This window comes from Ancylomarina subtilis (assembly GCF_004217115.1).
In the GTDB taxonomy this organism is placed as follows: Bacteria; Bacteroidota; Bacteroidia; order Bacteroidales; family Marinifilaceae; genus Ancylomarina; species Ancylomarina subtilis.
Map to the genome: position 1 here is coordinate 75,463 of NZ_SHKN01000006.1, position 23,456 is coordinate 98,918.

A 23,456-nucleotide genomic window follows, 5' to 3' on the forward strand; every position below is an offset into this window, starting at 1 on the left:
GAGTCGAAGTGGATTATAAAGGGAGGAAAAGTGTAGTTGAAGTGAGTGGAAGTTTTAATAATCGTACCATTTAGCTATTTGTAAAATGATATTAAAAAATAATAATCCTTCGGGAGGATTAGGAAACAGTTTGCCTCAATCACCTGATAAACTGAAACAAATTCGGGATTTAATTTGTGATTATACAGCTGAAAGGGAACTGATTCCTCCTTTGCAAGAGGAGGAGGTGATTTTTCATTCGGGTGAATTGATTAAGAAACATCCTGAGCTTTTTTTATATCAAAAGCTTTTGGCAGTCATGATCAATAATCATTCGTGGCGCGATATCGTTTCAGGTATTCCGTTCAACCGACGTATTTTATTACTTCCCAAATGTATTGCTCATGCGACAGAATGCCCGGCTCAATTTGACGAATTGGGTTTGCTTTGCGAACAGTGTGGCAAGTGTGATATTGCTGATATTACGACTCGGGCGGATGAATTGGGTTACCACACGCTCGTTAGCGAAGGGACAACAACAGTCAGTACTCTTTTGGGATCGGGCAAGGTTGAATGTGTCATAGGCGTTGGCTGTTTGCATTCTTTCGAGAAATCTTTTCCCTTGGCTGTAAAAGAAGCTGTTCCTTCAATTGCAATTCCATTGTATAACAACGACTGTAAGAATTCAAAAGTGGATAAGTTATGGCTGGACGAAATTTTGCCAATTCGCAAAGAAAGCAATTGGTACGGCTGGATTAATATTGATGCGCTTAGGTCTGAAGTTAATTCCTGGTTTGAAAAAGATCAGCTTGCAGTTTATATAAATGGTGAGGATGAAAGTTCTCAAATTGCAATTGATTGGTTAGCACAAGGTGGGAAACGCTGGCGTCCTCTGATTATGCTTGCTGTATATAAAGCATTGATGGGATCAGAAGCTGTAATGGATGAATGTATTCAGAAACTGGCCGTTTCAATTGAGTGTTTTCATAAGGCGTCGTTGGTTCACGATGATATTGTTGATGAAGACCATGAACGTTACGCTCAACCAACTCTTCACAGGCAATATGATACACCTGTTGCTATAAATGTGGGTGATTTGATTTTGGGTTTTGGCTATCAGTTTATTGCAGAGTCAGGCGCAAAGCATATTCGAAAATTATTAAAAATTGCTTCGTATGGTCATCGTGATTTGGCTATAGGGCAAGGCGAAGAACTATTGTGGCGAAGAAACAAAGCCCTTTTATCTGTTGAGGATATTCTGAAAATTTTCAGTTTGAAGACTTCACCGGCTTTTGAAGTCGCTTTGCAGTTTGGTGCGATTATTTCAGATGCCGGGGACGAGGTGATGCAAGTTTTGACAACTTACAGTTCTGCATTAGGAATTGCCTATCAGATTAAAGATGATTTGGATGATTTCAATTTAGGGAATATCGATAATGCTTTTAATACCATTCAGCCTTCATTGGTTACAGCTATTGTCAATCGGGAACATCCTGACAAGATGAAAGTTTGGTTTGAGGATTTTCAGAAAGGGAATGATTTATGCAAAAAAGAGATTTGGAAGCAAACTGAAATCCGGGAAGGTATAAAAGAAGCTGAGCAGATGCTCGAGAATTATAAGCTAAAAGCTCTCAGTAGTATTACAGATCTGAAAAGTCCAGCCCTAAAAATATTATTGACTCGCCTCTTGAATAAAATTCTGAACGGATGACAAACTGCAATCAGGAGATATTAAAGGCTCTTTTAAAATCGAAGAGCTTGTTAAGCGATGAGGCTTTGCGGGAGATTCAATCTTTTGTCAGTTCTCAAAAATGCGATACGGGAGGCTTCAAGGATAGATCGGGGAAGCCTGATCTGTATTACTCTGTTTTTGCTTATACTCTGGCTTTTGTTTACGATATTGAATTGGATATCGAAAAGGAATTCAGATTCTTAAAATCCTTTCAGAACGTCCAAGAGTTGGATTTGATACATGCAGTTTGTTACATTCGCTGTTATTTGTTGCTTCTATTAATTCAGCAAAAACAAAAGTTTGGTTTTAAACCTGAGATTAGGGATTTCGACAGCTTTCTGGGGAAGGTTCTGATGAAAGGTTTAATAAAAAAGGTGAAAAAAGATTGTCAGGCTTTGCTTGAGTTGCTTGAAACTTACAAGTCCAAAGATGGAGGTTATAATCACAATAAAAAACAGGCTGATCAAGCGACTGTTTATGCTTCATTTTTGGTTTGGACGCTTTATCAGGATTTGAATGAAGATGAAGCCGTTTTAAATCGAATAACCAATCAGCTTGATACCTTAAAATGTGATGATGCTTCATTTGCTAATGATCATTCTTCACAAACGGGTGTGACTTCAGCAACCGCTGCAGGTTTAATTATGACAGCGAATAATGATCGGAATTATGACGATTCTATTACATATTTAAAGCAGAATTACACGTCCAGAGGTGGTTTTAAAGCTGCTTCTGGTTTGCCAATTGCCGACCTTCTTTCCACAAGTACGGCATTATTAGCTCTTTATATGGTTGGAGAGAATTTACAGGATCTGTCTGAAAAATCTATCGATTTTATTAATTTGCATTGGGATGAGTCAGGAGGCTTTTTTGGAAGTATCGCCGATATGACATGTGATGTTGAGTATACATATTATGCTCTTTTGGGTATTGGGATACTAATCTAATTCGAGTGACTTTATGAATGAGAAAAGGAAACAACTTTTTCAGAACCTGGAACAAAAAATTCTTTCGTTAAGAAACGAAAACAACCTGTGGACGGGGCGATTATCAAGTAGTGCTTTGTCGACAGCACTTGCCGTTTTTGCTTTATGGAAATACGATAAACAAAAATATAAGCAACAAATTACTCATGGTCTGAATTGGCTGGTTGCTAACAGAAATGCTGATGGCGCCTGGGGTGATACCATACGAAGTCAGAGTAATTTGAGTACAACATTGATAAGCTGGGCGACTTTTTCTATTGTCGAGGAGGATGAGAAATTTCAGGAGCCGATTCATGAAGCAGAAGCCTGGTTGAAAAGACGAGTGGGAAGCTTAGAGCCGGAGATGCTTAGTCAGGCTATACTCGATCATTATAAAAGTGACCAAACCTTTTCTGTACCTATATTGGCTATGTGTGCCATATCGGGTCGATTGGGTGAGAATGGATGGAAGTTGGTTCCACAACTACCTTATCATTTAGCTATTTTTCCGCATCGTTTATTCCGTTGGTTAAAATTATCAGTGGTGAGTTACGCCATTCCAGCACTAATTGCTATCGGTTTAGTGAAAAGTCAACACTCGAAAAAGAATATCTTCAGACGTGCGGTTAGAGCGACCTGTCGAAAAAGAGTTTTAAATGTACTTAAATCTAAACAGCCCGATAATGGGGGATTTCTTGAGGCAACACCTTTAACGGCTTTTGTTTTGATGAGCATGGTACATGCCGATTATCAAGAATTAGATATTTGTGAAAAGGCGGCTCAATTCCTGAGTCATTCAATTCGTGAAGATGGCAGTTGGCCAATTGATACAAATCTTTCAACCTGGGTGAGTAGTTTATCCTTAAATGCTTTGAGTGATGCTTCTCTAAGTTTGATTGATAGTCAGTCGGATATGCAGGCGAATTTATTGGAACAACAATATAAAAAGATACATCCTTTTACCCGAACAAAACCCGGAGGCTGGGCATGGACCAATTTACAGGGTGGTGTTCCCGATACCGATGATACCTCCGGTGCTCTTATTGCTTTACATCGATTAAGTAAGGATAAGGGGCTTGCTTTGGAGGCCGCTCGTAATGGTATCAGTTGGTTAATCAGCTTACAAAACAAAGATGGTGGTTTCCCCACTTTTTGTAAGGGCTGGGGTAAATTGCCATTTGATTGTTCTTGTCCTGATATTTCTGCTCATGCTCTTAAATCATTTGTGATTTGGAGAGATGAATTTGATAAGAAGTTTCAAAAGAAAATAAATAAAAGCTTGAAGAAAGCTGTAAGCTATTTGAAGAAAGCTCAATTGCAAGATGGCTCTTTTCAACCTCTTTGGTTTGGAAATGAGCTTGGAGAGCACCACCAGAATCCGGTTTACGGGACTTCTATTGTTTTATATGGGCTTGCTGAACTTCAGAAATCCGGTTATGAGGGTCTCAATACGATGATTGAAAAGGCGATTCGTTTTTTATCAATGACTCAACATCATCATGGAGGTTGGGGAGGCGATAAAGATTTGCCACCGAGTATTGAAGAAACTTCTTTGGCATTAAGAGCGATGGCTGCTTGTGGTAAGGAGAGCCTTGCACATAGAGCCGCAGAATGCTTGATGCAGATTATTCCGGAGAATTTAGATGAGATAAAAGCAACACCTATTGGCCTTTATTTTGCTTCGTTGTGGTATTACGAAGACATGTACCCATTGGTATTTGCCTGTTCGGCTCTGAAAGAGCTGGATTAAAAAACTGATAAATTGAGGGATTTAAGATGGAAAATATTTTATTCGCGTATTACGAAAGAATTTTTGAGCGTAAGCTTTCTCTTGATGAAAAAGTGTTTATCAAAGACTCATCGAAATATGAAAGTTTCAAGAAAAAACAACTTTTGTTTTCAAGTGGAGACGCGAATACCAGGCATTATATTGTTGAAAAAGGCTTGTTACGTTTGTATATTATCGATCCTTCAGGAAAGGAATTCAATATTCTTTTTGCCAAAGAAAATCAGGTGATAGGGGATCTTTCTACTCCATTACCAACCTCCTTCTTTTTAGAAGCTATTGAAGATAGTCGTGTTTTTTCGATTGATGACGATCAGTTTAGAAAATTAACGGATAATTTCTCAAAGATTACAGAGACATTAAAGCGGTCCTATATCTTTTTACAGAAACGCTTCATTTCCATTTTATCAAAAACGGCCGAAGAGAATTATGAAGAACTTATTGCTGAATACCCCGATTTGGTACAGCGTCTTCCACAGTATCATATTTCGTCTTATTTAGGAGTTACACCTGTTTTTTTAAGTCAGATTATGGCAAAAAGAGCAAGAAAGAAATAAAAGATCTGAATTTATTAAACTAGTTTATTTTTTCCGCAAATGAGGTCTCGTATGTTTGCAGTGTTGAAACATTAAAAATAAAGAGATATGAAAAGAATAGGATTTTTTATATTAATGGGCCTCATATTCATTAATAAAGTGGATGCAGAACAGCCGGTTAAGAATGTAAAAGCGTTTAACGTTCAGACAAAAGAAAGTAAGGTGTTTTGGACTGGGAAAAAAGTCTCAGGTAAACATACAGGTGAAATTTCACTTAAGGATGGTGAGATTGTTTTAAATGGGAATAAGTTTGTCAGTGCAAACATTAATATCGATATGTCTTCCATTATTTGCTCGGATATTACCAATGAACAATGGAATAAGAAACTGATAGGACATTTAAAATCTGATGATTTTTTCTCTGTTGAAAAGTTTCCGGAGTCAAATTTTAAAACAACTCAGTTTACTAAAATTCAGAATGCCAAGCCTGATGAAGCTAATTATACCGTCAAAGGGATTTTGAGTATTAAGGGAATTAGCCATGAAATTACTTTTCCTGCAAAATTGGAGATGAGGAATGATGCCCTTTGGGTTGATGCATTGCTTTCTGTTGACAGAACAAAATGGGATATTAAATATGGTTCGGGGTCATTTTTTGATGATTTAGGAGATAATATGATTCACGATATGTTCGAAATAAAATTTCAACTGGTTTCAAGAATAAATTGAGCCGTAAAAAAGGGAAAAGACCAAATGATCTTTTCCCTTTTTTTATGACTTGGATTCCAATACATACTGAGCTGTATCTCTACTCTTCTGTTCCAGAAGAATAGTGCGATCATCAGTCATTTGTTTAATTGAATCGATATCGTAGTGACGAATTGTAATCAACTCAAGGTTTTCGTTGTATCTAACCTCATAATCAACCTTAAGCGCTTCAATTAATTTGTCAATGTTTTTGCTGTTATCCACACAAAGTGAAAAACTAATTGCAGAATTCTGAGTCAGATTTACTTTTAAACGGTATTTTGCAATAAGTGAGAAAATGGGTCCGAGATTTTCTTCGATAACAAATGAATAATCTTTGGGACGAATTGAAATCAAACGTTGTTTCTCTTTTTGAATGAATATGGGGATTTTACCTGTTTTTTCAATGGAGGCTTCACTAACTAAAGTTCCCTGATCAAAATAATTGATGAATGATTTAACATACATAGGGATACTTTTTTCCCGTAAGGGCTGAATGGTTTTGGGATGAATAACCTTTGCTCCAAAAAAAGCAAGTTCAATGGCTTCCTGATAAGAGATCCGTTTCAGTTGTTTGGCTTCAGGTATCCATTTGGGGTCAGCATTCATCACACCGGGCACATCTTTCCAAATTGAAACTTCTTCGGCATCTAAAATATTAGCAAGTATAGCGGCGGTATAATCAGAGCCTTCGCGCCCCAGTGTTGTTGTTAAATTTGATGAGGTCCCACCAATAAAACCTTGAGTGATATACATAAATGTATCTTGAAATGTGAAGGCTTTAGGAAGTAGCTGACGTGAAAGTGCCCAGTCAACTTTTGCCTCTCCGAATGTGTCGTTTGTTTTTAAATACCTTCTGATATCAATCCATTGGTTGTTAATGCCATTGCATTTTAAGTATTCGGATATAATCTTTGTCGATAAAAGTTCGCCATATGCGACGATTTGATCGTATTCGAATTCATAATTAAGCGATGCTGGTTTTTGCAGATAAGCACTAAGCTCATCGAAAAGTTTTTCAATTTTGGATATTGAAGCTGTTTCCGTTTTTGCAAATAAGGTGTTTATAATATCCAGATGGTAGGTTTTAATTTCATTAAATTGTTTTAAAACCAAATCATTTTTTTTGTTGAAAAAATTGGCGACTATTTCTTCCAATGCGTTCGTGGTTTTCCCCATGGCAGAAACCACAATTAAGCTTTCATTTTTATACGATTGTACAATCTTGAAAAAATTCATAACGCCTTCAGCAGAATTTACTGAAGCTCCTCCGAATTTGAAAACATCCATTCGTTCTATTGTTTAATTCTATAATAAGAGCCAATATATGGCTGATATATCTGATAATTAATTTGAGATCTTATCTTAATGTAAGGAATGTAAATTATACCAGACGTCATAAAATAGATCAGTATTTGAAATTAATAAATAAACTGAAGCGAGGGGCTTCTGTTCTGTTTTTTTAACACAAAAGTTTGTCGCACACGTTTGAAATAAGCTTTAGGAGGTTCGATAAAAAAAGCTAACTTTATGCCACCAAACAAAACCAAACGTATTAAAAAGCCAAACAAAATGACCGAACACAACAATGTTCAAACCCTGAATCAGTTTATTATTCAGCGTCAAGCTGAATACCCCAATGCTTCAGGAGAGTTATCACGACTGCTTCATCACATTGGAATTGCTTCTAAAATTGTGAACCGAGCTGTTAATAAAGCGGGTTTAGTTGATGTTTTAGGAGCTCATGGAGATCAAAATGTACAAGGTGAAGATCAACAGAAGCTTGATGTTTTTGCAGATACTCATTTTATAAATGCTCTTAGAGGGAGTGGGGAGTGCGCTGCTATTGCTTCGGAAGAGAACGAAGATATCATCATTTTTGATGATGCAATGGGACGAAATGCAAAGTATGTTTTTTGTATGGATCCTTTGGATGGTTCTTCAAATATTGATGTCAATGTTTCTATTGGAACAATCTTTTCTATTTATCAGCGTGTAAGTAAAAAAGGGGAATTGCCAACCAAGGAAGATTTCTTACAAGAAGGGACTAAGCAGGTTGCTGCAGGTTACGTGATTTATGGATCTTCAACCATGTTGGTTTATACAACAGGAAATGGAGTAAACGGATTTACGCTTGATCCTTCAATTGGAGAATTCTGTTTGTCGCATCCTAATATTAAGACCCCAAAAAATGGAAAAATTTATTCCATTAACGAGGGGAATTATATCAACTTACCTGGCGGTGTGAAGAAATACATCAAATATTGCCAGGAAAAAGATCCAAAGACCAATCGACCTTATACATCCCGATATATTGGATCATTGGTAGCAGATTTTCATAGAAATTTACTTAAGGGTGGAATTTTCATCTATCCTAATACAAGTGCTAATAGTAATGGCAAACTACGTTTGCTTTACGAATGCAATCCAATTGCTTTTATCGCCGAACAGGCTGGAGGAAAGGCAACCAACGGGGTTGAGCGTATCTTGAAAATTAAGCCAGATTCCATTCACCAACGTGTACCTTTCTACACGGGTTCATCAGCAATGGTAAAGAAAGCCGAAGATTTTTTGGATTTCTTTAATAATATATAAGAGATTTTATCTTTAAAATATCAAGAAAGCAGAGCCGATAGTGGTTCTGCTTTTTTGCTTTTAGGAGGATTCAAATTTCTTATGAAAGGGTACAATTATCTATTCCCAAACAATTTCCCTAAATTTGTGTGCATTACAAAAAGGAGAAAAATTGGAATTAGATCAAATTATAAACTTATTTAAAGAGCATCCGGCTCGTTATTCAATACAGAAATTTTTAGATCAGGAATCTCAGACGAAGCTTCATTTAAAGGGAATGCAAGGCTCATCTTTAGCTATTTTAGCTGCTTCACTTCCTAATGATAAAAGGGCACAGGTTTTTGTTCTGAATGACAAGGAAGAAGCTGCTTATTTCTACAATGACCTAAGTACTTTGCTTGATGAAGAACAGGTTTTGTATTTCCCTTCTTCATTTAAGCGTTCGGCTCAATATGAAAGCACAGATAATTCAAATATTATTCTTCGTGCCGAAGTTTTAAATCGCTTGCTTTCGAAAAAGAATCCGTGTTATATTGTGACTTTCCCTGAGGCTATAGCTGAGAAAGTCATTAGCCCTGAACAGTTGGAGGAGAATACGCTTAAGATTACCGTGGGCGAAAAATTATCTCCCGAGTTTATCGAAGAGGTTCTGGTCGATTATAAATTCGAAAGGTCTGATTTTGTTGTAGAACCCGGTCAATATTCTATTCGTGGCTCCATTATCGATATTTTCTCTTTTTCTGATGAATACCCTTATCGAATTGACTTTTTTGGAGAAGAAGTGGATTCAATTCGCTTGTTCGATGTGGAAAATCAATTATCAAAAGAGAAGTTGAATACGGTTGATATTATCCCTAATATTCAAGAAAATTTGAATGATGAGGCACGTATTTCATTCTTCAAATTTTTGCCTGAAAACTCGATTTGTTGGATTAAGAATGTTGCTTTTATAGCGGATAGAATTAATTCCATTTATGAAAAGACGATTGAGAAAAAGGCCTATGTTGAGTTTGGTGAGGATCGAATTTCGGTTCAGGATTACCTAATTCAAGGGCCCGATTTTATAGATCATATTAATGCTTTTAAAGGTTTGGAATTTGGACAGAAATTCTATTTTCCGGCTGAAAATATTATTGAGTTTAATCAGAGTCCTCAGCCAGCTTTTAATAAGAATTTTGATCTGTTGGGACAGGAATTGCAGAATAACAATGCAAAAGCTCTGGAGAATTATATTTTTTCAGATAACTCCAAGCAGATTGAACGGATTCACAATATATTTGATGATAAAGGAATTGAGGTCATTTTCACTGATGTGAATCGAACCCTTCATCAGGGCTTCTCTGATGCAGACCTTAGAATTGCGTGTTATACCGATCATCAGATTTTTGACAGGCATCATAAGTTTCGTTTAAAGAATGCTACGGTTCACAAGGGCAAGGAAACCGTAACTCTAAAGGAGATTAATCGACTTCATCCGGGAGATTTTATCGTTCATTCCGATCATGGGATTGGTCGTTTTGGTGGCTTGCAGCGTATCGAAACCAATGGGAAATCACAAGAAGTGATTCGTTTGGTTTATAAGGATGATGATATTCTTTATGTGAGTTTACATTCTTTGCATAAAATATCGAAGTACAAAGGTAAGGACGGGAGTGCTCCTAAAATATATAAGTTGGGTACAGGTGCCTGGCAAAAGTTGAAAGACAAAACGAAGTCTAAGATTAAAGATATTGCTAAGGATCTGATTCTTTTGTATTCAAAGCGAAAAGCTGAACGTGGATTTCAATTCAGTCCGGATAGTTATATGCAGCAGGAACTTGAGGCTTCTTTTATTTACGAGGATACACCAGATCAGGTTAAGGCAACTCAATCGGTTAAAGAGGGCATGGAATCGCCAACCCCAATGGACCGATTGGTTTGTGGTGACGTAGGTTTTGGGAAAACCGAAATTGCAGTTCGTGCCGCCTTTAAGGCTGTGGCCGATAATAAACAAGTCGCAATTCTTGTACCGACAACCATTTTGGCTTTTCAACACTATAAAACCTTTAGCGATCGACTTAAGGATTTTCCTTGTCGAATTGATTATATCTCGCGAATGCGAAAGGCAAAAGATCAAAAAGAAATCTTGAAAGATTTGGCTGCTGGTCAGATTGATATTTTAATCGGAACGCATCGCATCATTGGTAAGGATATCCGGTTTAAGGATATGGGGCTTTTGATTGTTGATGAGGAGCAAAAATTTGGTGTATCTGTAAAAGAGAAATTGAAACAGATGAAAGTTAATGTGGATACCTTGACTTTAACGGCAACACCTATCCCACGTACCCTCCAGTTTTCACTGATGGGTGCTCGAGATTTATCGATTATCAACACACCACCGCCTAACCGGTATCCGATTGTAACTGAAATTCACAATTTTAATGAAGATATCATTCGCGAAGCCATAACTTACGAGGTGGAGCGAAATGGACAGGTCTTTTTTATTCACAACAGGGTTCAGAATATTCATGAGGTTGAAGCCATGCTGCACCGTGCTGTACCTGGAATTTCGACAATTGTTGCTCATGGGCAAATGGATGGCCCCAAGTTGGAGAAGATCATGCTGGAATTCATTCGGGGTGACTACGACGTGCTGATTGCAACAACTATAATTGAATCGGGACTTGATATCCCGAATGCGAATACCATTATAATTAACAATGGGCAGAATTTTGGCTTGAGTGAATTGCATCAATTGCGAGGTCGGGTAGGTCGATCAAACAAAAAAGCCTTTTGTTATTTGCTGACGCCACCTATGGAGTCGATGACGCAAGAAGCTCGCCAGCGATTAAATGCAATTGAAAGCTTTTCTGAGTTGGGAAGTGGGTTTAATATTGCCATGCAGGATTTGGATATTCGTGGTGCAGGTAATCTTTTAGGCGGTGAGCAAAGTGGTTTCATCTCGGATATTGGTTACGAAACTTATCAAAGAATATTGAATGAAGCTATGCTTGAACTCAAGGAAACGGAATTCAAGGATGTTTTTGCTGAAGAAAAGAGTCAGGAAGAAGAGGAAATTAAACGATTTATATCGGACTGTCAGATTGATACGGACTTGGAGATATTATTCCCTGAGACTTATATTGAGAGTATTTCTGAACGAATCCGTTTGTATAGGGAGTTGGATAATTTACAAACTGAAGAAGAAATCGAAACGTTTGCTATTCAGTTGAGAGACCGTTTTGGAGAGATACCTGAGGCATCTGTCGAATTGCTTAATGTGGTTCGTTTGAGATGGTATGCTTTAGACTTAGGAATTGAGAAACTGATTTTAAAGTCGAAGAAGATGGTTCTGTATTTTGTGAACGATCATCAATCGGCCTATTATCAATCGCCACAGTTTTCAAGAGTATTGGCTTTTGTTCAGTCTCAAACAATACCTTGTAAGATGAAAGAAGCAAGGCATCGATTAAGCTTGAGTTTTGAAAATGTGATGAGTATTAAACATGCAACGGAGGTATTGGAGAAATTCTCTGAACCTGTATCTTTATAAAAAAGAGATGAATTTAATTATCGACATAGGAAATACGCAAACAAAATACGCAATCTTTGAAGGTAAGAATATGCTTGAGTTTTGTGAATCACACATTTCAGATATGGATTTGATTCTTCTCTGGCAAAAGAAATATCCCGGATTAGATGCCCTTATTGTATCTTCGGTTCAAGGTAGACCTGATGTTTTTCTTAAGTCGTTGGAGTCTCTGTTCGATAGTGTAATCTTCTTTGATCAGAACACACCAACTCCGCTTGAAAATCTGTACGAAACGAAAGAAACGTTAGGCTACGACCGCTTAGCAGCATGTGTAGGTGCCAATACACTGCATCCGAATGTTAATTTATTGGTGATTGATGCTGGAACTGCAATTACGTTTGACTTTGTTAATGCTAAAAATCAATATTTGGGTGGTACAATATCACCTGGATTGGCAATGAGATTTAAAGCATTAAACACATTTACGAAGAAATTGCCCTTGTTGGAGAAATCAGAAACCCATGCCCTAATAGGTAAGAATACATCTCAGGCTATCATCTCCGGGGTTCAAAATAGTCTTCTATTTGAGATTGATAGCTATATCGATAAGCTTACAGAGAGTCATTCGGGAGCTAAAATATTTTTAACGGGAGGGGATTCTGAATTTATTCATCCAAAATTGAAAAATGAAACCTTTTGTGTTAGGACGCTTTTGTTGGGTGGACTGAATGCCATTCTTAATTATAATAAATCCTAATATCGAGATTATTCTGGATCGCTTTGCAGCTTGTTAATTTATTTATAGTTTTGCACTTGTCAGATTTTTTAGATCCACAAGGCGAATTCTTATATTTTCTTTCGTTAAGCTTTTTTAACTAATAGATGCGGAGAATGGTATGTGGTTTGCCCTGAGATTAATTATATTTAAAAAAGATTAAGATCTTCCATCGACACAAATAACTAACTAGATTATAAAATAGAGTATCATGAAAACTAGACTTACAATCCTTACTGCTGTCCTTATGCTATCGACGATGTTCGGAGTAAATGCTCAGACCAAAGAGTCGAAGTATGGCGTAGATAGTGCAAAAACAGTTTTGAATGCATCGCTATATAGTGAAATGGTGAAGCAAAAGAATTATAAAGACGCTCTTCCAAATTGGAGATATGTCTTTAATAATGCTCCTAAATTTCAAAGATCAACTTATTCGAAGGGTGTGGATATCATGCGTAGTATGTTCGTTTCGACGAAAAATCCTAAATATATCGATACTTTGATGATGGTTTATGATCAAAGAATCAAATACTACGGTTCAAACCGAAAATATCCTACAGGATGGATTCTTGGACGTAAAGGTGGGGATTTTTTCACATATAGTAAGAAAGAGCCTGTGTTAATCAAGAAGGCTTATGATATCATGAAAAAATCGATCGAGATACAAGGTGTTGATTCTGAGGCTGCAGTTGTTAATAAGACAATGGAAGCTGGCAAGCTTTTGGTTTTAGCTGGTAAATTGTCTCCTGAAGCCGTTATTGATGACTACTTATCATTCATGGATCTTCTGAAAAATCAAATGGAAAAGTATCCTAAGAAAGTAACTAATATTAAGGCGGCTATTGTAAATGTTGAAAATGATTTCTTTGCAGCTGGTGTTGCTGACTGTGAGACTTTGAGTAATATCTTTACTCCTAAGTTCGAAGCAAATCCTGATGATATGGTTCTGATCAATAAGATTATGAAAATGTTGAATCGTCAGGAATGTGAAGATGGTGCGTTATATGCTAAAGTAGCAGAGCAAAAATACAAGCTTGAGCCAAGTGCTGATGCCGCTCACAACCTAGCTAAAATGTTCATTAAGAAAAAGCAATTCTCTAAGAGTAAGGAATACCTTTCTAAGTCAATTGGTTTAGAAGAAGATGCTGAAGTTAAAGCAGATCTACATTTTAAATTGGCAAGTATTCTCCTTATGGAGCACAATCTTGTTGCTTCTAGAAACAATGCTTTAGCTGCCATCAAAAATAAGCCAAATTGGGGACAGCCATACTTGTTAATTGGTAAGTGTTATGCTGCAGGAAGTAAAGAATTTCCTGGTAAAATGCACGAGAAGCAGGCTGTGTATTGGGTTGCTGTTGACAAATTCATGAAAGCGAAAAGCGTAGATCCTGAATGTGCTGAAGAAGCGAATAAGCTAATCCAAACTTACTCGAAGTATTTCCCAGCTAAAGAAGAAGCATTTATGCAAGGTCTTAAAGAGGGTGAAACTTATAAAGTAGGTGATTGGATCAATGAAACAACTAAGATTAGACTAAACGAGTAATCAGTTGAAAAAGACGATTCAAATAGAATTCATATATAAAAGCATTGTTGCCCTTCTTGGGGTGACAATGCTTTTGTCTTGTGAAAACAGTATTAAAGAAGTTAAAAGCATAACTGCTGAGGAAACACGCCCAGAGACTTATGGCGAAAATGTAGAATTTATTTTTACAGATTCAACTCGAATTCAATATAAAGCATTTGCAATTGTTTTTTTGCAAATTAAAAATGAGGAAGAAGAGTATGATGAGTTTCCTAAGGGAGGGAATGTTATTTCATACAATAAAGATGGCTCTCAGGCGTGGACGATTAAATCCAATTATGCCAAACATATCGTTAAGGATCAGATTTGGGAACTTCGAAATGATGTTGTTGCCGTTAGTGATGATGGTAAAACGATAAATACAGAGCTTATGTATTGGGATCAGAAGAGTCGAAAGATCTATTCTGATCAGTATGTTCGAATTACGGAAAAAGACGGACAAATGTTGGAGGGGAATAGTTTTACAGCGGATGACAAACTGAATCAGATTTTATTGAGTCAGGTTAGCGGTGAAGTTTTTCTTGAAGACAAAAATATTAAGGAATAAAGGCTCATCAGTAGCTTGTGAAAATTACTTGTATGAAAATGCAGGTAATTTTTTTGTATATAGGTTTTTATTCTTGATCAAAATCTCCATCTTTAAATGTCCTTATATGCGACTAATAAAGGACTGTTTATAAATTTAAATAAGAAGATGAAACAAAAATTACCGTTCATTTTAGAAATTATTTGGTTGATTGTAGCCATCATTAGTATCCTATTTGCTATAGTTAGAACTAATAATTTGGGTTTCAAAGAGAATATCATGTTGTATGTTATCGCGATGCTAGCCTCTTTAATGTATGGTTCTCGCCGATATTTACGAAAAACAAGAGACGGTATAAACCAAGATAAGGAATAATGAACGAGCTCTTTATAATCCTAAGTATGTTGGCTCTTTCAGCATTTTTCTCGGGTATGGAAATTGCCTTTGTGGCAGCCAATAAGTTGAGAATGGAGCTTGATAAAAGTAAAAATACGGTGACTTCACGGATCATCAATGTTTTTACAAATCATCCTGGACATTATATTTCAACCATGTTGGTTGGAAACAATATTGCTTTGGTTATCTATGGTATCATGATGGCTAAAATTCTTGAACCAACCATTGCTCTTTGGGTTGAATCCGAATTGTTAATAATGACCATTCAGACAATCTTTTCAACACTCCTGATTCTTTTTACAGCGGAATTTTTACCCAAGACACTTTTTAGATTAAATCCCAATTTATCTCTAAACCTGTTCGCTGTTCCGGTGATGTTCTTCTATGTTATTTTTTATCCCGTAACCGTTGTAACGATGATGTTTTCGAAAAATATCATTAGTCGGATATTAAGGACAGAAATTTCAGACGAGGTTGCGTCGCATGCATTTGGGAAAGTTGATTTGGATCATTTGGTTCAAGAGGGGCAGGAAGCTCAATCTGTATTGGAAGAAGATGAACACAATATGAAGCTTTTTAGAAATGCTTTAGACTTTTCAAATGTGAAGTTGCGTGAGTGTTTTGTACCACGAACAGAGATCGAAGCTATGGACATTAGTGGAGAGATTGAAGATTTGACCCAGCGATTTATCGAAACGGGTTATTCACGTATCATGATATATAAAGAATCGATCGATAACATCATTGGTTATGTGCATTCGTCTGTATTATTTAGAAAACCGCAAAGTATAAAAGCTGCACTAAGTCGAGTTATAATTGTACCGGAGACAATGGCAGCTCATAAGCTCTTGAATCTTTTTACCAGAGAACAAAAAAGTGTGGCGGTGGTTGTGGATGAATTTGGCGGGACATCTGGTATGGTAACCATTGAGGACATTATGGAGGAAATATTTGGTGAGATTGAGGACGAACATGATAGTGTTGATTTGGTAGAGGAACAATTGAGTGAAACCGAATTTATTTTTTCGGGAAGAATCGAAATTGACTACTTAAATGATAAATATAAGCTTGAACTTCCTGTTTCGGATGATTTTGAAACTTTGAATGGGTTCATTATTTTCAATCATGGCAGTATTCCTAATAGCAATGAAATTATTCGAATAAAGGAATTCCGAATTCAAATTGTTGAAGTTTCCAAGACCCGTATCAATAAGGTAAAATTGACTCTTTTATCCTAGATTTATGATCTTTTTCTCAAACCTAACTATAATTTTGACTGATGTCAAAGTCATTTCTCCTTATAATATATAGCGGTATCTTGTAAAGCTTATTGGCTTAAATCTTTTCATTTTCAAAAGATTATCACAAGCATTTTTCCGTCTTATTTGCTAATTGTTAATTGGTTCGATATTTATCTATAAAAAGCCGAAAAGCTCTTTAGATAAAAGCCTTGTTCTTGTTCATTTTTTTGTATATTCGTAGCCTATTTTAAGAATAATTAAATCTTTTTAGATGGCAACATTACAGAAAATAAGAAACCGCGGAGTTTTTATAGGGATTATCATTGGTGGAGCCTTGTTGGCATTTATAGCCGGTGATGCCTTAAAATCAGGTGGTTCTCTTTTGACAAACTCACGAAATGAGATGGCTGAAATTGCAGGGGAATCTGTAAATATTCGTGATTTCCAAAACAGATTCAACCACAATCTTGAAGTGACTAAATTAATGAGTGGGCAGAATTCAATTCCTGCTGACCAAATGGATAAGATCAGAGAGCAAGTTTGGCAACAAATGGTTCAAGAGATCGTAATGAATCGTGAGTACGATGAGTTGGGAATTAGTTTGACTTCTCAGGAGTTATTCGATATGATTCAAGGGAAAAATATTGATCCTACAATTCGTCAATTATTTACAGGTGAGGATGGTCAATTCGATAAAGACAATGTTGTAAAAACACTTAAGCAGTTAATTGCTGCGCCTGATGGAACACCTCAAAAAGCTTATTGGTTGAATATTGAGGAGTCTTTAATTGCTCAAAGAACTTTGACTAAGTATAATGCTTTGATTGCAAAGGGTCTTTATATTCCTGCGGCATATGCTAAGAATATGGCTGCTAACGGGTCTAAGAAAGTAAGCTTTGACTATGTTGTTAAAAGTTATAACTCAATCTCAGATTCAACTGTTAATGTAACTGCTGAAGAGATTAAAGCGTACTACAACGATCATAAAGAGCTTTTCAAACAGAGCGAATCAAGAAAGATCGATTACGTGCCTTTCAATATTGAGCCATCAACTGATGATTTCAAATACACTGAGAAATGGATCGCCGATATGAAAGCTGACTTCACAGCTGAAGAAAATGTTGCTCAATTCTTGGAGTTGAATTCTGATACAAAATTCAATACATATTATTTTGCTGCGGGTGAGAACTCAAACAAGGCGCTTGATGCATTTATGTTTTCTGGTAAAAAAGGTGACGTTTATGGACCTTACGATGAAAAAGATGCTTACAAATTGGCTAAGATATCTGATATTAGAATGATGTCTGACTCGGTAAAAGCGCGTCATATTTTAATCCGTCCGGTTAATGGTGATTTCAAGGCTGCTGAAGCTAAAGCTGACAGTTTGAAACAACTATTGGATAAAGGTGCTAAATTTGCTGATTTGGCTAAGACAAATTCTGATGATCAAGGTTCCGCTGTTAATGGTGGTGATTTAGGCTGGTTTACTCAAGGACGTATGGTTCCTGCATTTAACGATGCTGCATTCTCGTCTAAGAAAAACGAAGTGAAGATTGTTAAAACTCAGTTTGGAGCTCACCTAATTCAAGTTGTGGGATTAAGTAAGCCAGTTAAAAAAGTTCAAATTGCCGTTTTAGATCGTAAAGTTGAGGCGAGTCAGAAAACATTCCAGGCAGCTTATGCAGCAGCTCGTAAATTCGCTGGTGAAAATCAGGATAGAGCTTCTTTCTTTAAAGCAATTTCAGAGCAGAATTTAACTCGTCGTGTTGCAAACCTTAAGAAGGATACTAAATTGATTCCAGGTCTTGAAAGTTCAAGAGAATTGGTTCGTGTTGCATATAATACGGACAATATGGAAACTATTCTTTTAAATAATGATAACTCTGCAGTATTTGAGTTTGGTGATAAATTCGTTGTTGCTATTCTTTCTGATATCAAAGAAGAAGGTTATGCTTCAGTAACTGATGTACAGGCATCTGTTGAAAGAGAAGTTAGAAAGAATAAGAAAGCAGAAATGATTATTGCTTCAATGGCAAAGAACTCTAAAGGTGCACAGTCTTTATTGTCAGTTGCTCAGAAAGAAAATCTTGAAGTGAAGAATGCTGCTGATGTAACTTTCCAATCATTCCAAATTCCTGGTGCAGGTATCGAACCTAATGTGATTGCTAATGCAAGTAACATTGAAAAGGGTAAGCTTTCTGCTCCTATCAAAGGCAACCAAGGTGTTTATATGATTTTGGTAAACGATATAAAAGAAGATGCGCTTACTCAAGATGCGATCGATGTATTTAAATCGCGCATGACTCAAAACTATCAGTATCGTACAAACTATCAGTCAATGCAAGTTCTTAGAGAAAATGCAGATATTGTTGATAAGCGTTACAAATTCTATTAGTAGATAAATTGAAACGTGATGATTTTGTTTATCACTTTCAGATACCATATAAAAGCGAGTTGGGAAACCTTCTCGCTTTTTTTATCCTAAAGAGTCTGATTTTGTTGCGAATTAAGACTGGCTAGGGGAGAAGGATACAATAAGTCGATTAGAATGCTTATTTTTGTCGCATTAAGCTGAATGTTGATTTAGCTGATTGGAAACAATGCATTTCGACAATGTCGTTAAAGTATAATTGAAATTTAATTCAGAATATAAATATGAGTGTTATTAAGGAATTGCAAGCAAGAAGTGGTTCGGTTTGTGAACTGTGTGGAGCTACTGATGATTTGAATGTTTATGAAGTGCCACCTGCCGCGAAAGAAGGAAGTGATAAATGTCTGTTGCTTTGTTCAACCTGTTCGGAACAATTGGATAATCCTGAAAAAGTTGATGTGAACCATTGGAGATGTTTAAATGATAGCATGTGGAGTGAGGTACCTGCTGTACAGGTGATGGCATGGCGTATGTTGAATCGTTTACGTTCTGAAGGTTGGCCTCAGGATTTGCTTGATATGCTTTATTTGGATGAAGAAACAATGGCATGGGCTCAGGCTACTGGCGAAGGCGAAAATGAAGAAGATAAAGTTAGACACCTGGATAGTAATGGCGCTCTTTTAGAGTCTGGCGATTCAGTTGTTCTAATCAAAGATTTAAATGTGAAAGGTGGCGGTTTTACAGCTAAGCGTGGGACACATGTTCGTAATATTTCATTGGTTTATGATAATGCTGAACAAATTGAAGGCCGTGTAAATGGTCAAATGATTGTTATCCTGACACAATATGTGAAGAAAGCTTAAGCTGATCACGATTTGATATAGAAAAACGAAATGGGTGACTATCTCGTTTTTTTTGATTTAATTGAAGGTAAAAAGCCACAAACAAGTATATGTTTGTGGCTTTTATTTTGATAAAATAAGAAGTGTTATTGCCTCGTAGTTCTATTTTTGTTGGTCAAGTTCCTGAAGTAAAATATCAACAGCTTTTCTTAATTGCTGATCCTTTCCCTGGCTAACTACATCGTAGTCATAAAGAACTTTATAGTCTGGTTCCAACTGTTTGTTTTCTAGGAAATCGCCTTCTGAATCCATATAACCAATTTGAGGGATCCCAAAATACATATTACCATTCATAAGGCTTTCCCACCAAACAGAAGTCATGGTACCGGCAACAGGTGCTCCAACTAACTTTCCAAGTCCCATTGTTTTGTAAACCCAGGGTGTGCCGTGTGCATTTGAGTAGTTGCCTTCACTCACCAACATAATGGATGGTTTCTTCCATCTTTTACGGGGTTGTTCGCCGATTTTTTGTCCTCGTGGCAATTGAGTTAGATACTTCTTTCCGCTGAAAAGAACTTCGATATCTTCGTGCATATGTCCACCACCATTATAACGTGTATCGATAACGATAGCTTCCATATTGTTGTAGCGACCCATTACTTCAGAGTAAAGCGTTCTAAAACTATTATCATTCATTCCTTTGATATGAACATAGCCAATGCGGCCGTTTGATACCAGTTCGGTTTCAGCTCGACGCTGCTTAATCCAACGCTCATACAATAGGTTATCGAATTTTCTTTTTGAGATTGGTTTAACCACTTCGTCCCAACGCTTTTTAGTTGTTGGGTTGTAAAAACTTAATAGGGTGTTTTTACCGCTTTTGTGATTTAAAAGGGGATAGTAATCCATTCCTTCAGTGATTTCAACGCCATCAATTTTCTCGATGATGCAAGCAATCGTTGCTTTTGATTTAGCTTTCTTAAGAGGCGATTTGTCAACAATTTCGGCAATTCTTAAACCTTTGCCCTTGTAGTTGTCGTCGAAGAAAACACCCAGATTCGCCGTTTTGTCTCCGTTTGGATATCTTGTCCAGGCACCGGCTCCGGTGTGAGAGGCATTTAGCTCACCCAAAAGTTCACTCAATAGTTCTGCAAAATCATATGAGTTGTTGATGTATGGAAGGAATCGCTTGTATTCCAGTTTGTATGCATCCCAATCGACCCCATGCATATCTACACGGTAAAATTTCTCTTTGGTTTGTCTCCATGCATGTTCGAATAGGTATTCGCGTTCGGCATCCTCATTCAAATTCATTTCAGCTTGGTAGCTGATATTTTTACGTTTGTTTCCAGCTGTTGCAATACGCATTAATCGACTTCCAGAACGTAAAAATATATATTTACCATCCTTCGTGATGCTCATATCAGAACTTGAACCGGAAAGCTTTAGAACTTTCTTGGTTTCATCTTCTTTAAAATTGTGCATCCAAAGGTCATAGCCATCTTCAAACTTACTTAAATAGTAAAGTTTATCACCTTTAGGTGTCATTACGGCATCAGAAAGATTTGATGAATTAATAGTTAAACGAGTGACGCGATCTTCATAATTATTTAGATCAATCTCAATGTCTTTAAGCTTTTTTTCATCCTTTTTCTTCTTTTTATCTTTCTTGTCGTCTTTTTTGTCAGCCTCGTTTTTTTCTTTGTCAAGAGCCTCTTGTAATTCGGCTTCTTCTTTGCTCATATTGAATTTGTCGAAAGCTTCCTGAGTAAAGAACATGGCAAATACATCGTTTTGAGAGCCCCAGCTTGCATGGTTGCGCATACCAAAACGATCAGAAAACCAGATCATGGCTTTGCCGCCCATAACCCACTTGGCATTACCGTCGATATAACCCGAGTTGGTTAAATCAGTTACCGTTTTATTGCCTTGTGCATCTATCAAGCCAATATCAGAATTCGGCCAACGTGTTTTGGCATTGTAGTCCATTAAAAACCACTTACCATCCGGAGACCATTCAAAATACAAGTCTTCATCGGTATAAGAATAGTTCCATTTGCCTTCCAATATGGTTCTGATCTTTTTGCTTTTTAAGTTGATAACCTGCAATTCTGTTCTGTTTGCTAAATAGGCCACTTCTTTTCCGTCAGGAGAAAAAACAGGGCGAAAAGTTTCATCTGTATTTGCAAGAATTTCGTCTTCTTCTAAAAGTGTAGAATGAGTGAAGTCGATTTCAGTCTCGTTTTTGATTCGTGTACGATACAGGTTCCAGCTTCCGTTTCGCTCACTGGCGTAAATCAAACTTTTACCATCAGGACTAAAACTGACACTGCGCTCTTGTTCGGGTGTGTTGGTAATACGTTTTGTTGTTGCATACTCAACTGATGTCACGAAAACTTCTCCACGCACAATAAAAGCGACTTCTTTTCCGTCAGGAGAAACCGACATTTCGGTTGCACCTGATGATTTTTTCAGGAACTCATTTTGGTAGGCGGTATGGTCAATTCTGATGTTTACATCTAGTTTTTTAGCCTCGTTGTTACCTGTTTGAGTATAAATCTCACCTCGGAAACCAAAACACAATGTGTTGTTTGCGCTTACTGATAAAAAGCGAACTGGGTTTTTACTGTATTTTGTGATTTGAGTTTTGTTGGTACCTCCATTAGCATCCATCTTCCAGATATTGAAAGAACCCGATTTTTCACTCAAATAATAAATTGCAGACTCGTCATTGTTGTAAACGGGTTGACGATCTTCGCCTTCGAATGTGCTAAGGAAATTGTGTTTTCCTGTTTTGACATCGAATTTGCGTATGTCGCGAGCAACTGATGATGTGTGATGTTTTCTCCAGGTGTTCTCTCCAGCTTTTTTGTCTGTGTATACCAGTTGAGTCATCTCTTTATTGTATCGAGCATCTTCGGCTGGAGTCGTTAATATTTGTTGTGGACGCCCTCCTTCTACTGATACGGCGTATAATTCAGTCAGATATCCCTTTGGAAACATGGCATTTTTATAATTGTCAGCAATTGCTGCAGTAAAAAGGACTGATTTGCCATCAGGAGTAAATGATGTTGGGATTTCTTTTGCCGAATTTGTTGTTAAGCGTTTGGGGGTTCCACCGTTAATCGACATTAGAAAAATGTCGAAATTGCCATTTCTTTCTGAAGCAAATGCAAGTTGTTTCCCATCTGGCGACCAAATTGCATTGTAATCGTAAGCAGGGTTTGAAGTCAAACGAATGGCTTCACCTCCTTTTGCATCTACCTTATATATGTCGCCCATATAATTGAATGCAACTGTTTTTCCATCAGGAGAGATACTCGGGTATCGCATCCATAGCGGATTTGTTTGAGCCCAACTACTAGCGCTTAGCAGTAATAAGCCGGCTCCAATCATTAATTTTTTTAAAATCATGGTCTTTTTTGAGTGTTAAAGGTTTTGTTGGTTTTCTGGTGTCTGGAATAATTGATGTATTCCTCGTTTGGCAAAGCTATCGACAAAAGAAAAATTATCAAATAGAGTATTCATTATTTTATCTTCAGATTTTGTCATTTTTTGAAGAGGGTGATTCTATGTGATTGTTGTTCAGATGCTTTATTCGCTAAGATATTGTTTTTTATATCTGTGCCTATAGTTTTTCGATAAACGAGTCATATATTAAGATGTAGTACGTGTTGTGATTTTTATTGAATCTTAGTCTTAAAGTGAATTTGCTTGTTGAGATATACTTATAGAGAAATCTTTTTGTTATACTGGCTTGAAAAAAAAAATATTGAAATTTTGATTCAGATTATCAGCGCTTTAGGCTTTAACTTGAAAAAAGTGGATCTTCGCATTAGGAAAGTTGAAATAAAAAGGTCTATATTTGCACTCGCTTTAAGAGAGAGGCGCTG

General features: G+C 36.8%; 15 protein-coding genes. 13 read left to right on the plus strand and 2 right to left on the minus strand.

Annotation, left to right across the window (positions count from 1 at the left end; genetic code table 11):
• The first annotated feature begins 85 nt into the window (after positions 1 to 85).
• The 5 genes from EV201_RS15805 to EV201_RS15825 all read left to right on the plus strand — a co-directional run bounded on the left by EV201_RS15805 (position 86) and on the right by EV201_RS15825 (position 5,727).
• Positions 86 to 1,690, plus strand: a complete 1,605-nt coding sequence (locus EV201_RS15805; RefSeq protein WP_130308616.1) for a polyprenyl synthetase family protein — start codon at positions 86 to 88, stop codon at positions 1,688 to 1,690.
• A complete protein-coding gene (locus EV201_RS15810; protein ID WP_130308617.1) occupies positions 1,687 to 2,658 on the plus strand; it encodes a prenyltransferase/squalene oxidase repeat-containing protein in 972 nt (323 codons plus the stop codon). The genes EV201_RS15805 and EV201_RS15810 overlap by 4 nt, the downstream gene beginning before the upstream one ends.
• Positions 2,659 to 2,671: 13 nt before the next feature.
• The gene (locus EV201_RS15815; RefSeq protein WP_130308618.1) at positions 2,672 to 4,426 is read left to right on the plus strand and encodes a prenyltransferase/squalene oxidase repeat-containing protein; all 1,755 of its coding nucleotides are present in this window, start codon (positions 2,672 to 2,674) and stop codon (positions 4,424 to 4,426) included.
• A gap of 26 nt (positions 4,427 to 4,452) precedes the next feature.
• On the plus strand, positions 4,453 to 5,019 hold the full coding sequence (locus EV201_RS15820; RefSeq protein ID WP_130308619.1) for a Crp/Fnr family transcriptional regulator: 567 nt from the start codon (positions 4,453 to 4,455) through the stop codon (positions 5,017 to 5,019).
• 87 nt (positions 5,020 to 5,106) lie between these two features.
• Complete coding sequence (locus EV201_RS15825) at positions 5,107 to 5,727, plus strand: YceI family protein (RefSeq protein WP_130308620.1); 621 nt, start codon at positions 5,107 to 5,109, stop codon at positions 5,725 to 5,727.
• A gap of 42 nt (positions 5,728 to 5,769) precedes the next feature.
• Here EV201_RS15825 and EV201_RS15830 read toward each other — a convergent pair whose 3' ends face one another.
• The gene (locus EV201_RS15830; protein ID WP_130308621.1) at positions 5,770 to 7,035 is read right to left on the minus strand and encodes an aspartate kinase; all 1,266 of its coding nucleotides are present in this window, start codon (positions 7,033 to 7,035) and stop codon (positions 5,770 to 5,772) included.
• A gap of 240 nt (positions 7,036 to 7,275) precedes the next feature.
• Between EV201_RS15830 and fbp the strand changes: the two genes are divergently transcribed.
• The 8 genes from fbp to EV201_RS15870 all read left to right on the plus strand — a co-directional run bounded on the left by fbp (position 7,276) and on the right by EV201_RS15870 (position 19,584).
• Positions 7,276 to 8,340, plus strand: coding sequence for a class 1 fructose-bisphosphatase (gene fbp, locus EV201_RS15835; RefSeq protein WP_242610507.1), 1,065 nt, complete (start codon positions 7,276 to 7,278; stop codon positions 8,338 to 8,340).
• Positions 8,341 to 8,491: 151 nt separating this feature from the next.
• The gene (mfd, locus tag EV201_RS15840; protein WP_130308622.1) at positions 8,492 to 11,851 is read left to right on the plus strand and encodes a transcription-repair coupling factor; all 3,360 of its coding nucleotides are present in this window, start codon (positions 8,492 to 8,494) and stop codon (positions 11,849 to 11,851) included.
• Positions 11,852 to 11,858: 7 nt separating this feature from the next.
• Positions 11,859 to 12,587, plus strand: coding sequence for a type III pantothenate kinase (locus EV201_RS15845; protein WP_165389685.1), 729 nt, complete (start codon positions 11,859 to 11,861; stop codon positions 12,585 to 12,587).
• 229 nt (positions 12,588 to 12,816) lie between these two features.
• Positions 12,817 to 14,148 (plus strand): tetratricopeptide repeat protein, encoded by a 1,332-nt coding sequence (locus tag EV201_RS15850; protein ID WP_130308624.1) that lies wholly within the window; start codon positions 12,817 to 12,819, stop codon positions 14,146 to 14,148.
• Positions 14,149 to 14,152: 4 nt separating this feature from the next.
• Positions 14,153 to 14,734 carry an LPS export ABC transporter periplasmic protein LptC gene (gene lptC / locus EV201_RS15855; protein WP_130308625.1) on the plus strand — a complete coding sequence of 194 codons (582 nt, stop codon included), beginning with the start codon at positions 14,153 to 14,155 and terminating at the stop codon, positions 14,732 to 14,734.
• 353 nt (positions 14,735 to 15,087) lie between these two features.
• Positions 15,088 to 16,347, plus strand: a complete 1,260-nt coding sequence (locus EV201_RS15860) for a hemolysin family protein (RefSeq protein WP_130308626.1) — start codon at positions 15,088 to 15,090, stop codon at positions 16,345 to 16,347.
• A 274-nt stretch (positions 16,348 to 16,621) separates the two neighbouring features.
• A complete protein-coding gene (locus EV201_RS15865; protein ID WP_130308627.1) occupies positions 16,622 to 18,745 on the plus strand; it encodes a peptidylprolyl isomerase in 2,124 nt (707 codons plus the stop codon).
• Positions 18,746 to 19,005: 260 nt separating this feature from the next.
• Positions 19,006 to 19,584, plus strand: a complete 579-nt coding sequence (locus tag EV201_RS15870; protein ID WP_130308628.1) for a PhnA domain-containing protein — start codon at positions 19,006 to 19,008, stop codon at positions 19,582 to 19,584.
• Between the two features lie 141 nt (positions 19,585 to 19,725).
• Here the strand turns inward: EV201_RS15870 and EV201_RS15875 are convergent, their stop codons facing one another.
• Entirely contained in the window at positions 19,726 to 22,977 is a 3,252-nt protein-coding gene (locus tag EV201_RS15875) for a S41 family peptidase (protein ID WP_130308629.1), read from the minus strand.
• Positions 22,978 to 23,456: the final 479 nt, after the last annotated feature.